5 protein-coding genes and 1 tRNA gene are annotated in these 13,485 nt (G+C 65.1%); 2 read left to right on the top strand and 4 right to left on the bottom strand.

The genetic code is table 11. The features are described from left to right. Window positions 1–158: 158 nt before the first annotated feature. Window positions 159–503 carry a hypothetical protein gene (locus tag Sj15T_RS00915; protein WP_013039482.1) on the top strand — a complete coding sequence of 115 codons (345 nt, stop codon included), beginning with the start codon at window positions 159–161 and terminating at the stop codon, window positions 501–503. A 171-nt stretch (window positions 504–674) separates the two neighbouring features. Here the strand turns inward: Sj15T_RS00915 and Sj15T_RS00920 are convergent. The 3 genes from Sj15T_RS00920 to rpoB all read right to left on the bottom strand — a co-directional run bounded on the left by Sj15T_RS00920 (window position 675) and on the right by rpoB (window position 9,556). Then, window positions 675–748 (bottom strand) — tRNA-Gln (locus Sj15T_RS00920). Between the two features lie 234 nt (window positions 749–982). Next, window positions 983–5,239 (bottom strand): DNA-directed RNA polymerase subunit beta', encoded by a 4,257-nt coding sequence (rpoC, locus tag Sj15T_RS00925; protein ID WP_013039483.1) that lies wholly within the window; start codon window positions 5,237–5,239, stop codon window positions 983–985. 153 nt (window positions 5,240–5,392) lie between these two features. Then, window positions 5,393–9,556 carry a DNA-directed RNA polymerase subunit beta gene (rpoB, locus tag Sj15T_RS00930; protein ID WP_338756179.1) on the bottom strand — a complete coding sequence of 1,388 codons (4,164 nt, stop codon included), beginning with the start codon at window positions 9,554–9,556 and terminating at the stop codon, window positions 5,393–5,395. Between the two features lie 407 nt (window positions 9,557–9,963). On the opposite strand from rpoB, the gene Sj15T_RS00935 reads away from it, so the two are divergent. Continuing rightward, window positions 9,964–12,252 carry a TonB-dependent receptor gene (locus Sj15T_RS00935; RefSeq protein WP_253720687.1) on the top strand — a complete coding sequence of 763 codons (2,289 nt, stop codon included), beginning with the start codon at window positions 9,964–9,966 and terminating at the stop codon, window positions 12,250–12,252. Here the strand turns inward: Sj15T_RS00935 and Sj15T_RS00940 are convergent. Continuing rightward, window positions 12,232–13,434, bottom strand: coding sequence for an MFS transporter (locus Sj15T_RS00940; protein ID WP_013039486.1), 1,203 nt, complete (start codon window positions 13,432–13,434; stop codon window positions 12,232–12,234). The genes Sj15T_RS00935 and Sj15T_RS00940 overlap by 21 nt on opposite strands. Window positions 13,435–13,485 lie beyond the last annotated feature (51 nt).

The following is a 13,485-nucleotide window of genomic DNA, read 5'->3' on the forward strand; positions in this document are numbered from 1 at the left end:
AGGCCAGTCCGGTAGGTCTTAAAGGCGGTCCATCGCTGTCTTCTGTCGCCCTCCCTCGACGCCCTTTCGATCATGCAGGCAGATGTTACGCCTTGTTGACCGGCCCGGCACATTGAACGCGATCGCGACGAAGGGCCGGGCTGCCGTCGGAGGGCGATATGGACAGGGCAGGTGACATTATTCAGCTGGACCGGCGCGTTTCGAGGGCGATCAGCGTGGGTAAAGGACTACGCCTCACGGATGAAGAATTGGACCTCCTCGTTGCCGTAGGCGCGATTGAGGTGCTGAAACTGGCCGCAGGCGAAGCGCTCAAGATCCAAGCGATACAACGGCAGCGGGAAAGGGATGAGTACCGCGCACTGACGGCCGACCCAGTTGATAAGGCCAAAATGCAAGAGGCGGCCAAAATGTCGCTGCAGCGCGTACAGGAGATGCTTCAGCCCAAGGTCCGCGTTCCTCGGTCAGTCCTAAGCGCCCAAAAGAGCAAACGAGAAAGCGAGTAATCTCGCCATTTCCGCGCCATCCCATGTTGCATCCATGTTGCATGGAGCTGCCGGGAACTCTCGGAAATCAGCGGAAAATGGCGGAATTGCGCGGGTTTCTGTTGCAACATAAAGTCGCCGCCAGGGAAGGGGCTTGGTGCTGCGAAGTTATTGGTTTTGCTGGGGAAAGTTTGGATGCCCGACAAGGATTCGAACCTTGATTGACGGAGTCAGAGTCCGCTCTCTTACCATTAGAGGATCGGGCATCAGGATGGGCCACAGGCTCACCGGAGAGGCGCAAATAGGCGGCGATTCCGGATTGGTCAAGGGGGTTTGAGACAGGCTTTCCCGACAATCTCACCCTGCCGACCGCCGCCCCGAAAGAAAACCCGCCGGACAAGCTGTTGCTTCCGGCGGGTTCTCCATCGATCCCTTTTGGGGTACGAAGGGCTGGGAGCCGCTTCCCGAGATAGGAAGCGGATACCTTTATTTCAAAGCGCTTATTCCATGTCCTCAGTGGTGAAATCCTCACCCTGGACGACGGCCAGCGGATCGTCGCCGATGGCGGCTTCCGGACCCTGGCGCAGTTCGGCGGCATGCTCCTCGGCAGCCGTCTTGGGCGCGATCAGATCAACCTGGCTGGAGGCGCGCAGCGCGGCCCGCATCGCCGCGTCGCGCGACGAGGCGGCGACCCGCATGCGGTTCATGCCCGCGCCAGTGCCCGCCGGGATCAGGCGGCCGACGATGACATTCTCCTTCAGGCCCACCAGCGTGTCCTTCTTGCCCTGAACCGCCGCTTCCGTGAGGACGCGGGTGGTTTCCTGGAAGGACGCCGCCGAGATGAAGCTGCGGGTCTGCAGCGACGCCTTGGTGATGCCGAGCAGCACCGGCTTGCCCTCCGCCGGCTGGAAGCCGGGCTGGAGCTTCGCGTTGATCTCCTCCATCTCCTCGCGGTCGACCTGCTCGCCCACCAGCAGCGTGGTGTCGCCGGACACGGTGATCTCGACCTTTTGCAGCATCTGGCGAACGATCGTCTCGATGTGCTTGTCGTTGATCTTCACGCCCTGCAAGCGATAGACTTCCTGGATTTCGGCAACCAGATATTCGGCCAGCGGCTCGATGCCCAGCACCTCCAGAATGTCGTGCGGGTCGGGCGAACCACCGATCAGATTGTCGCCGCGCTTCACATAGTCGCCTTCCTGGACGTCGATCACCTTGCTCTTGGGGATGAGGTATTCGACCGGCTCGCTACCATCCTCGGGATTGATGGCGATCTTGCGCTTCGCCTTGTAATCCTTGAGGAACTGGACGCGGCCCGACACCTTGGCGATGATCGCATTGTCCTTGGGCTTGCGGGCTTCGAACAGTTCGGCGACGCGCGGCAGACCGCCGGTGATGTCGCGAGTCTTGGCCGCTTCGCGGCTGACACGCGCCAGCACGTCACCGGCCTGCACCTGCGCGCCGTCGTCCACCGACAGGGTCGCGCCCACCGCCAGCATGTAGCGAGCGGCTTCGCCCGACTGGTCGTCCAGCAGGGTGAGGCGCGGACGCAGATCCTCCTTGGTGCGGGCGGAACCGCGATGCTCCGTCACCACGCGCTGGGCGATGCCGGTGGCTTCGTCGGTCTGCTCGGTCAGCGTCTTGCCGTCGATCAGATCCTGATATTTCACGATGCCCGGCTTTTCCGTGATCACCGGCATGGTGAAGGGATCCCACTCGGCGAAGCGCTCGCCCTTCTTCACGGCATCGCCATCCGCGAACAGGATGGTGGCGCCGTAGGGCAGGCGGTGCGTTTCGCGCTCGCGGCCCTCGGAGTCGATGATCGCGATCTCGCCGTTGCGGGCGAGGCTGAGGCGGCGACCGTTCTTGTCGGTGATGGTCGGCATGTCGCGCAGTTCGATCGTGCCGTCCGACATGGCTTCCAGGTTCGACGTTTCGTTGAAGTTCGCCGCGCCGCCGATGTGGAAGGTCCGCATGGTAAGCTGCGTGCCCGGCTCGCCGATGGACTGCGCCGCGATGACGCCGACCGCTTCGCCGATATTGACCGGGGTGCCGCGAGCGAGGTCGCGGCCGTAGCACTTGCCGCAGACGCCCATCTTGCTTTCGCAGATCAGCGGGCTGCGGATCTTCACCGACTGCGTGCCGATGGCCTCGATCTGCGCCACGAGCGCTTCGTCGAGCAGCGTGCCGATCGGCACGATGACCGAACCGTCCTTGCTGTCGACGATGTCCTGCGCCGTGGTGCGGCCCAGGATGCGCTCGCCCAGCGAGGCGATGACGCTGCCGCCCTGGACGATGGCCTTCATCTCCAGCGCCTTGTCGGTGCCGCAGTCCTCTTCGACGATGGTGCAATCCTGGCTGACGTCGACCAGACGGCGGGTCAGGTAACCCGAGTTCGCCGTCTTGAGCGCGGTGTCGGCCAGACCCTTGCGGGCGCCGTGGGTGGAGTTGAAATATTCAAGGACGGTCAGGCCTTCCTTGAAGTTCGAGATGATCGGCGTTTCGATGATCTCACCCGACGGCTTGGCCATCAGGCCGCGCATGCCGGCAAGCTGCTTCATCTGCGCCTGCGAACCACGGGCACCGGAATGCGCCATCATGTAGATGGAGTTGATCGGCGCCATGCGGCCCGTATTCGGGTCCTTGGGCTGGGCGCGGATTTCGTCCATCATGGCGTTCGCGACCTGGTCGCCGCAACGGCTCCAGGCGTCGATCACCTTGTTGTACTTTTCCTGCTGGGTGATCAGGCCGTCCTGATATTGCTGCTCATAGTCGGCCACCAGCGCCTTGGTTTCGTCGACCATCGCGGTCTTCGAATCCGGGATCACCATGTCGTCCTTGCCGAAGCTGATGCCGGCCTGGAACGCGTGGCGGAAGCCCAGCGCCATGATGGCGTCGGCGAACAGCACCGTGTCCTTCTGGCCGGTGTGGCGATAGACCTGGTCGATGACGTCCCCGATTTCCTTCTTGGTCAGAAGGCGGTTGACGACGTCGAAGGGCACCTTGTGGCTCTTGGGCAGGCATTCGCCCAGCAGCATGCGGCCCGGCGTGGTTTCAAACCGCTTCATATACTGGTTGCCGGCTTCGTCGGTCTGCGGCACCCGGCTGATGATCTTGGAGTGCAGCGTCACCGCCTTGGCATAGAGCGCCTGATGCACCTCCTGCATGTCGGCCAGCAGCATGCCTTCGCCCGGCTCGCCCTCGCGCTCCATCGACAGATAATAGATGCCCAGAACCATGTCCTGCGACGGAACGATGATCGGCTTGCCGTTTGCGGGGCTGAGGATGTTGTTGGTCGACATCATCAGCACGCGGGCTTCAAGCTGCGCTTCCAGCGAAAGCGGCACGTGAACGGCCATCTGGTCGCCGTCGAAGTCGGCGTTGAAGGCCGAGCAGACCAGCGGGTGAAGCTGGATCGCCTTGCCTTCAATGAGGACCGGCTCGAACGCCTGGATGCCGAGGCGGTGGAGCGTCGGCGCGCGGTTCAGCATCACCGGATGCTCGCGGATCACCTCGTCCAGGATGTCCCAGACTTCCTTGCGCTCCTTCTCGACCCACTTCTTGGCCTGCTTCAGGGTCATGGAAAGACCCTTGGCGTCGAGGCGGGCGTAGATGAAGGGCTTGAACAGTTCGAGCGCCATCTTCTTCGGCAGGCCGCACTGGTGCAGCTTCAATTCCGGGCCGGTCACGATGACCGAACGGCCCGAATAGTCGACGCGCTTGCCGAGCAGGTTCTGGCGGAAGCGGCCCTGCTTGCCCTTCAGCATGTCGGACAGCGACTTCAGCGGACGCTTGTTCGCGCCGGTGATGACGCGGCCGCGGCGGCCATTGTCGAACAGGGCGTCGACCGCCTCCTGCAACATGCGCTTTTCGTTGCGGACGATGATGTCCGGGGCGCGCAGTTCCATCAGCCGCTTCAAACGGTTGTTGCGGTTGATGACGCGGCGGTAGAGGTCGTTGAGGTCCGACGTCGCGAAGCGGCCGCCGTCCAGCGGGACCAGCGGGCGCAGTTCCGGCGGGATCACAGGAACCACGTCCAGGATCATCCATTCAGGCCGATTGCCCGATTCCAGGAAGCTCTCAACGACCTTGAGGCGCTTGATGATCTTCTTGGGCTTCAATTCCGACTTGGTGACGGCCAACTCGTCCAGCAGCACCTGCTTCTCGCCCTCCAGGTCGAGGTCCATCAGCATCTGCTTGACCGCCTCCGCGCCGATCCCGGCGGAGAAGGCGTCCTCGCCATATTCGTCCTGCGCGTCGAGCAGTTCGTCCTCGGTCAGAAGCTGGTACTTCTCCAGCGGAGTCAGGCCCGGCTCGGTGACGATGTAGGATTCGAAGTAGAGGACGCGCTCAAGCTGCTTCAACTGCATGTCGAGCAGCAGGCCGATGCGGCTGGGGAGCGACTTCAGGAACCAGATATGCGCGACCGGGGCGGCGAGTTCGATATGGCCCATCCGCTCGCGGCGGACCTTCGACACCGTGACTTCGACACCGCACTTCTCGCAGACGATGCCCTTGTACTTCATGCGCTTGTACTTGCCGCACAGGCATTCATAGTCCTTGATCGGACCGAAGATACGGGCGCAGAACAGGCCGTCCCGTTCCGGCTTGAAGGTGCGGTAGTTGATGGTTTCCGGCTTCTTGATCTCGCCGAAGGACCAGCTGCGGATGCGCTCCGGAGAGGCAAGGCCGATCTGGATCTGGTCGAAGGTTTCCGGCTTCTGGATCGGATTGGCGAAGTTCGTCAGTTCGTTCATTTTCATGCTCCTAAGCCAAAGGCTTCAGGTTCAAATTCCGTCCGTTCGCCCTGAGTAGGGACTGAGCTTGTCGAAGGCCCGTATCGAAGAGTCCTTCGATACGCCATTTCGCTCAATGGCTACTCAGGACGAACGGTGATTCCATGGTCCGGCTTACTCGGCCGCCTGCGCGAAGCCGTCGTCGTCCTCGATCTCGTCCATCGACGCGAGTTCAACGTTGAGGCCCAGCGAGCGCATTTCCTTGACCAGCACGTTGAAGCTTTCGGGAATGCCGGCCTCGAACGTGTCGTCGCCCTTGACGATCGCCTCATAGACCTTGGTGCGGCCGACCACGTCGTCCGATTTCACCGTCAGCATTTCCTGCAGCGTGTAGGCGGCGCCATAGGCCTGGAGCGCCCACACCTCCATCTCGCCGAAGCGCTGGCCGCCGAACTGCGCCTTGCCGCCCAGCGGCTGCTGGGTGACGAGGCTGTAGGGGCCGATGGAACGCGCATGGATCTTGTCGTCGACCAGGTGGTGGAGCTTCAGCATATAGATGATGCCCACGGTCACCTTGCGGTCGAACTTGTCGCCCGTGCGGCCGTCATACAGGTCCGACTGACCTGAGGAGTGCAGGCCCGCCAGCTCCAGCATCGCCGACACGTCGGCTTCGCGGGCGCCGTCGAACACCGGGGTCGCCATCGGCACGCCGCGCGACAGATGTTCGGCGAGGTCGACGATCTGTTCCGGCGTCCGGCCTTCGATCTGATCGGCATATTGCGGCCCATAGGTTTCCAGCAGGCGGGTCTTGACCGCATCCGGCATCTCGCCGCCCTGCGCGTTCGGATTGGCTTCGCGCCATTCCTCCAGCGCATGCTTGAGCTGCTGGCCGAGGCCACGGGCGGCCCAGCCCAGATGCGTCTCGAAGATCTGCCCCACATTCATGCGCGACGGCACGCCCAGCGGATTGAGCACGATGTCGACATGGGTGCCGTCCTCCAGGAACGGCATGTCCTCGATGGGCAGGATGCGGGAAATGACGCCCTTGTTGCCGTGACGGCCCGCCATCTTGTCGCCCGGCTGCAGCTTGCGCTTCACCGCGACGAAGACCTTGACCATCTTCAGCACGCCCGGCGGCAGTTCGTCGCCGCGCTGCAGCTTGTCGACGCGATCCTCGAACTTCTCGACGATCAGCTTCACCGCTTCGTCATACTGCGCCTTGACGGCTTCGATGCCGGCCTGGCGGGCGTCGTCCGCGACCGCGAACTTCCACCATTCATGCCGCTCGACCTCGGCCAGCAGCGCCTCGTCGATCTCCACGCCCTTCTTGATGCCCTTGGGAGCGGCGGCGGCCGTCTGGCCGATCAGCATTTCCTGCAGGCGGTTGAAGGTCGCGCGGTTGAGGATGGCGCGTTCGTCCTCCCGGTCCTTGGCGAGGCGGTCGATCTCCTCCCGCTCGATGGCCATGGCGCGTTCGTCCTTGTCGATGCCGTGGCGGTTGAAGACGCGCACTTCCACGACCGTTCCGGCAACGCCCGGCGGCAGGCGCAGCGAGGTGTCGCGCACGTCGCTCGCCTTTTCGCCGAAGATGGCGCGGAGCAGCTTTTCTTCCGGGGTCATCGGGGATTCGCCCTTGGGCGTGATCTTGCCGACCAGGATATCGCCCGGCTCCACTTCGGCGCCGATATAGACGATGCCCGCCTCGTCGAGGTTGCGCAGCGCTTCCTCGCCGACGTTCGGGATGTCGCGGGTGATGTCTTCCGGACCCAGCTTGGTGTCGCGGGCCATGACCTCGAACTCCTCGATATGGATCGAGGTGAAGACGTCATCCTTCACGATCCGTTCGGAGATCAGGATGGAGTCTTCGTAATTGTAGCCGTTCCAGGGCATGAACGCGACGAGCGTGTTGCGGCCCAGCGCCAGTTCGCCGAACTCGGTGGACGGACCGTCGGCGATGACGTCGCCCGCCTCGATCAGGTCGCCCACCTTCACCAGCGGGCGCTGGTTGATGCAGGTGTCCTGGTTGGAGCGCTGGAATTTCTGCAGCGTGTAGATGTCGACGCCCGACTGGCCGGGTTCGATGTCGCCGGTGGCGCGGATCACGATGCGGGTCGCGTCGACCTGATCGATGATGCCCGCACGACGCGCCGCGATGGCGGCGCCGGAGTCGCGGGCGACCGTGCCCTCCATGCCGGTGCCGACGAAGGGCGCTTCGGCCCGGACGAGCGGAACCGCCTGACGCTGCATGTTCGATCCCATGAGGGCGCGGTTGGCGTCGTCATTTTCCAGGAACGGGATGAGCGAGGCCGCGACCGAAACGAGCTGCTTCGGGCTGACGTCCATCAGGGTGATATGATCCTTGGGCGCCATCAGGAATTCGCCCGCCTCGCGCGCGGAGATCAGGTCTTCCGCCAGCGTGCCGTCGGCGTTCAGTTCCGCGTTGGCCTGCGCGATGGTGTGCTTGGCCTCTTCCATCGCGGACAGATAGACGACCTCGTTCGTCACCTTGCCGTCGATCACCTTGCGATAAGGCGTCTCGATGAAGCCGTATTTGTTGACGCGGCTGAAGGTGGCCAGCGAGTTGATCAGGCCGATATTCGGGCCTTCCGGCGTTTCAATGGGGCAGATGCGGCCATAGTGCGTCGGATGGACGTCGCGGACTTCGAAGCCTGCGCGCTCGCGGGTCAGGCCGCCCGGCCCAAGCGCCGACACGCGGCGCTTGTGGGTGACTTCCGACAGCGGGTTGGTCTGGTCCATGAACTGCGAAAGCTGGCTGGAGCCGAAGAATTCACGCACGGCGGCCACGGCGGGCTTCGCGTTGATCAGGTCGTTCGGCATCACCGTCGACACATCGACGCTCGACATGCGCTCCTTGACGGCGCGCTCCATGCGCAGCAGCCCGACGCGATACTGGTTCTCCAGCAATTCGCCCACCGAACGGACGCGGCGGTTGCCGAGATTGTCGATATCGTCGATCTCGCCCTTGCCGTCCTTCAGGTTCACCAGTTCCTTGACGACCGCAAGGATGTCCTCGGTCCGCAGGGTGGTGACGGTATCCTCGGCGTCGAGGTCGAGGCGCATGTTGAGCTTCACGCGGCCCACGGCCGACAGGTCATAGCGCTCCGGATCGAAGAACAGGCCCGCGAAGAGAGCTTCGGCGGTTTCCTTCGTCGGCGGTTCGCCGGGGCGCATCACGCGATAGATGTCGGCCAGCGCCTGGTCGCGCTCCTCGGCCTTGTCGGCCTTCAGCGTGTTGCGGATCCAGGGGCCGGTGGTGACATGGTCGATGTCCAGCAGTTCCAGCCGGTCGATGCCCGCCTTGTCCAGCTTTTCGAGATTTTCCGGCGACACTTCGTCGCCCGCCTCGATATAGATTTCGCCGGTCGCCTCGTTGATCAGGTCATAGGCGCTGTAGCGGCCATAGACTTCCTCGGTCGGGATCAGCAGGGTTTCCAGCCCGTCCTTCTCCGCCTTGTTGGCGGCGCGGGGCGAAATCTTGTGACCGGCGGCGAACACGACCTCTCCCGACTTGGCGTCGACGATGTCGAAGGCGGGCTTCTGGCCGCGCCAGGCTTCGGCGGTATAGGGGATCTGCCAGCCGCCTTCGCCGCGCAGGAAGGTCACCTTGTTGTAGAAATAGCCGAGCATGTCCTCCGGCGTCAGGCCCAGGGCATAGAGCAGCGCCGTTACCGGCAGCTTGCGCTTGCGATCGATGCGGACGTTGACGATGTCCTTGGCGTCGAATTCGAAGTCCAGCCAGCTACCGCGATAGGGGATCACGCGGGCGGCGAACAGATATTTGCCCGAAGAGTGGGTCTTGCCGCGGTCATGGTCGAACAGCACGCCCGGCGAGCGGTGCATCTGCGACACGATGACGCGCTCCGTGCCGTTGACGATGAAGGTGCCGTTCTGCGTCATGAGCGGCATGTCGCCCATGTAAACGTCCTGCTCCTTGATGTCCAAAACGGAGCGGGTTTCGGTGTCTGCATCCACCTCGAACACGATCAGGCGCAGCGTGACGCGCATCGGCGCCGCATAGGTGATGCCGCGCTGACGGCATTCCTCGACGTCATATTTCGGGTCTTCCAGCTCGTAATGGACGAAGTCCATCTCGGCCGTGCCGGCGAAGTCGCGGATCGGGAAGACCGAGCGCAGGGTCTTTTCCAGGCCGGAGACATAGCCGATCGACGGATCGGAACGAAGGAACTGCTCATAGCTCTCCCGCTGGACCTCGATCAGGTTCGGCATCTGCACCACTTCGTGGATGTCGCCGAATACCTTTCTGATGCGCTTCTTCGCGCCGGTATTGCTGATCGTCGGGAGAGCCTTGGTCGCCATTGCGTATCCTGCCTGGTTGTTCGTCGCATTTTTTCGCATCGCAGCGAAAATTCAGCCTGGCCTGGCGATTTCAGGGGTGATTCGCCCCATCATCGCCACGCAAAAAAGTGCGGGCCGGGACTGTCCGATCCGCACTGTCAGCGTCCTGTGACCCGCCGTTTTCGCCCAATCCCGCCGGTTCCGTGCGCTAAACGAAGCCGGTCCCCGGGCGATCCGGGGGACGGTTCCCCCCTTGCCCGAAGGCAAGGCCGGAACCGGATTTGAAAGGTGCATATAGGCCCCATGTCCCCCTTTGTGAAGGGGGCAGGCGGCTTGATTCTGGCTGGTTGCCGCCAAGGGTCGTTGTTGTAGAGAGATGGGGTGATTCCCGCCGTCATTCAACCCTTTCCGCCATCGTCGCGCCTGCCGTGAAGCAATGGGCCCGCCTGTGCTGCGTATCGGCGCTGGCCATGGCGCCTGCCCATGCGCAGGCGGATGAAGGCGAGGGCGCGCAGGGGCGGATCGTCTTCGTCACGGCCCGCCGCGTGGCCGAAGCGCAGGACGCGGTTCCGATCAGCCTCGTCCGCCTCGATGCGACCGACCTGGAACGGCGCGGCGTTGCGCGGCTGGCGGATCTGGCGGGGGTCGTGCCCAATCTCGCCATGCCGACGGTCGGCGCCTTCGGCGCGCAGCAGCCGATCATGCGCGGCGTCTTCTCCCCTATCGGCGCGTCCACGGTCGGCCTCTATGTCGATGACGTCCCTGTCCAGATCCGGTCGCTGGAGGTGGCGGGCAATCCCGACCTGCGCCGTTTCGACCTTGATCGCGTGGAGGTGCTGCGCGGCCCGCAGGGCACGCTGTTCGGCGCCGATTCCATGGGCGGAACGATCCGCGCGCTGACCCGGCAGCCCCAGTTGGAAGGCCTGGATGCATGGGCCGGCGGGGAGCTTTCGTCCGTCAGGGGCGGGGGGCTTGGCCGCGAAGTGCAGGCGGCGTTGGGCGGCGCGATAGTGCCCGGCCGGATCGGCGCGCGCATCAGCGCCTATCATCGCCGCGACGCGGGCGTCGTCGATCGGTTCGATCCCGCCTCCGGCGCTTTGCTGGCCCGGAATATCGATCATGACGCGACGCTGGGCCTGCGTTTCGCCGTGAAGGCGGCCCTGGGCGAGCGTCTGGAGCTGACGCCGTCGCTTTTCTACCAAAGAACGGCGCGGGGCGACCTGCCCTTTTACGAAAGCAGCCTCGGCCCCTTCCGCCAGTCCGCCAGCCTGCGCCAGCCGGGCCGCGACCGCTTGCTTCTGCCCAGCCTCACCGCGCGGCTGGACCTGGGCGGCGCCACGCTTACCGGCGTCACCGCATGGTTGGATCGCCGCAACCGCCAGATCGTGGACTATTCCGGCTTTTTCGGGGAGATCGTGCTGGGCGGCATGGTCCCCGGCATCCGCACCCCAGGCGGCAGCTACAGCCGCACGACGGTCGACCAGGCGGTTTTCACGCAGGAACTGCGCGTCGCGTCGGCCGATCCGCAGGCGTCCGTCCGCTGGCTCGTCGGCGCTTTCTACAGCCGTTCGCGGATCGCCATGGAACAGCGGGTGGTGGAACCGGGGATCGCCGATCTGGCGCAATCGCAACTGGGCCTGTCGGTCGAGGAGATTTTCGGCCTGCCGCTGCTGCCGGGCGGGCAGAGCTATCACAGCCGGCAGCAGATCCGCGAGCGCAGCCTGGCGGCCTTCGGACAGGTGAGCTGGGCCTTCGCGCCGCGCTGGGAAGTGACGGGAGGCCTGCGGCTGTCGCATAATCCCTTGCGCTTCCGCCTGATGTCGGAGGGGCCTTTCGCCGGCGGCAGCAATGCGGTCGGCCCCCGGCGCCAGAGCGACACGCCCCTCATCCCCCATGCCGCCCTGTCCTGGCGTCCGGGGGGCGACAGCCTGGTCTATCTGAGCGCGGGCAAGGGTTTTCGCGGCGGGGGAACCAATGGAGCGGTGCCGGCGAACGGTTGCGCGGCCGATCTCTCCGCATTGGGCCGCGCCGCCGCGCCGGACAGCTATGGCTCCGATTCGCTCTGGAGCTACGAGGCGGGGGTGAAGGCGGGATTGCCCGATCGGCGGCTTCGCCTGTCGCTGGCCGCCTTCCGCATCGACTGGCGACGCATACAGCAGTCCGTCACCCTGCCCAATTGCGGCTTTTCCTATGTCGACAATCTGGGCGCGGCGCGCAACCGGGGCGTCGAGCTGGCGTTGCGGAGCGAGCCGTCGCGGCGGCTGGCGCTGGATTTTTCGCTGGGCTTCGTCGATGCGCGCTTCCGCCGCGATGTCGGACCTCCGGGCGCGGGCATCGTCGCTGCGGGGGACCGCATTCCCTATGTGCCGCGCTGGTCGGGGACGATGGCGGCGGAATATGGCTTCACGCTGCCGGGACGGCTGGAGGGGTTCGTCCGGACCGAATGGCGGCATGCCGGACGTTTCCGCCGCGCGCCCTCGACCCGGTCCACCGCCTATGATCCACGCGTCTATGCGGGCGAAGGAAGCGACCTGCTGTTCCTGCGCCTGAGCATCGGCCGGGACGGATGGCGCCTGTCCGCCTTCGCCGACAATCTGCTGGACAGCAGGACGGTGCTCTATCGCAATGCGGAACTGGTGCCGGCGACCGGATCGCCCCTGCGCGAAATGACGCAGCGGCCGCGCACCGTCGGCCTGTCAGCCAGCATCGGCCTTTGACGGACGCACCGACGCGATGAGCGGCGCCGCGGCCAGCGCCAGCGCCGCATAGACCGATATGGGCAGGCCATAGCCGCCGCCCGCAGCGCGCATCTGGTCGGTCCAGAGCGGCGCCAACGCGCCCAGCAGGCTGACCACCGCGGTGTTGAGGCCCAGCAGGCGCGCGAACGCCTCCTCCTCCACGACGTCGGCCAGCAGCATCGATCCGGACTGGCCGGGCAGCGCGCTGGCGACGCCCCAGAGCAGGACGAACAGCCAGACCCCGGCCATGCCCATCATGCCGGCCCCCAGCAATGCCATCGTCCCCGCCGCCAGCAGCAGCGCCGTGGCGATCAGGCTGCGCCGCGCGCCGATGCGGTCGGCCAGCATGCCGCCCGCCAGCAGCGCGGGCAGGCCGACCAGGTTGGCGCTGCTATAGGCCAGGACCGCGCCGGACTGGCCCAGGCCCTGCGCCATCAGGCAGTCTACCGCCGCGAACAGCACGCCGTTGATGGCAAGCTGCAACAGGGTCATGGCCAACAGGATCCGACGGAAATTCCCGCTGCCCAACGCCTTCCATGGCGCGTCCCGACCCGCCGCCGGTTCCGGCGCGACATCCGCCCGCCCGCCGGGCACGATCAGGACCAGCGGAGGGCAGGCCAGCATGATCGCCGCGGCGCAGAGCAGCATGGCCGCGCGCCATGTCCAGCAGGTCATGGCCGCGCCGACAAGGGGCGGCACCGCCGCCCCTGCGGCGACGGCGGCGCCCAGGAAGATGGCGAGCGCCAGTCCGCGCCGCGCGACATGATGCCGGGTGATGACGGCGATGCCGGGCACGATGGTCGATGCGCCGACGCCAAGGCCCGACAACGCCATGCCCGCCATCAGGACGGGCCGCTGCTGCGCCATGGCGGCAAGCGCGAAGCCCGCCGCGCTCAGCAGAATGCCGATCAGCAGCACCGGGCGGACCCCCGCCTTGCCCAAGGCCCAGCCGACCGTCAGGCTGGCCAGGCTCATCGCCAGCAGGAATATGGTGATGCCGCCGCCTGCCTGTCCGAAAATGGCCGCCATGCCGGGAAGGAGCACGCCCAGCGACATCAGCGTGCCGCCCTGGACCAGCAGGGTGATCGCCGCCAGGACAAGGACCGGAGGCCAGCCGCCGTCTGTCGAAGGACGGGGAGAGGGGTGCAAGGGGCGCGGCACGGCAGCAGCCTTATCGGTTTTTCCAGTGATTTGAATGGGGAATGTCCGATT

The sequence above is a fragment of the Sphingobium sp. TA15 genome, from assembly GCF_037101235.1.
Taxonomy (GTDB): Bacteria; Pseudomonadota; Alphaproteobacteria; order Sphingomonadales; family Sphingomonadaceae; genus Sphingobium; species Sphingobium indicum.